The organism is Dyadobacter linearis, from assembly GCF_907165045.1.
Lineage (GTDB): Bacteria > Bacteroidota > Bacteroidia > Cytophagales > Spirosomataceae > Dyadobacter > Dyadobacter linearis.
In genome coordinates, this window is the sequence record NZ_CAJRAU010000027.1 from 1 (window position 1) to 564 (window position 564).

Here is a 564-nt window from a genome sequence, read left to right on the forward strand (position 1 = left end):
CTCCAAAATAGGCCAGCGCGTTGTTTAAGGCCTTTACGACCTGGGCCAGTTTCATGTTCGGCAAAGCTTCCACATATCCGTATCCGCTAAAAGGCAGCACCGCTACGAAGACAGGGCATGCGATGAGTTCACCGCTTGAAGTATCCACATAGTATAGCTGCTCACCAGCAAAATCGACCTGCATTACCTTTCCCGGATGGTGCTCAAAATGCATGGAGGCCTGGGCAATTTTGAGGTGATCCTGCAAAAGCTTGCAAAACCGAGAATACCGAAGGCCGTCCGGATTTTCCTTGATATATTCTTCCCAGAGAAGTAGCCGGGTAACGCCGGTATGTTTTAATTCATGGGCAAAATAGTCGACCTGACCGTAGAAATGGACTTTCCTGGGGTCAGTATCTTCCGGTACATCTGCCTTTTCCTGATTGATTAAGTATTCCAGCTGCTGGTCCTTGACTAACAGGAGCTCTTGGAACCCTAAGCCTGTTTGCAGGAATTTCTGCTGGTAAAGCCCAATGGTCTTCCTTGATATTTTTACTTCCTTCTCGATGTTGCGAATCGATACCC

Annotated in this window: 1 pseudogene; it reads right to left on the reverse strand. The window is 47.9% G+C overall.

The features are described 5' to 3' along the window. Window positions 1–564: pseudogene (locus KOD92_RS27360) on the reverse strand (hypothetical protein); the annotation flags it as partial.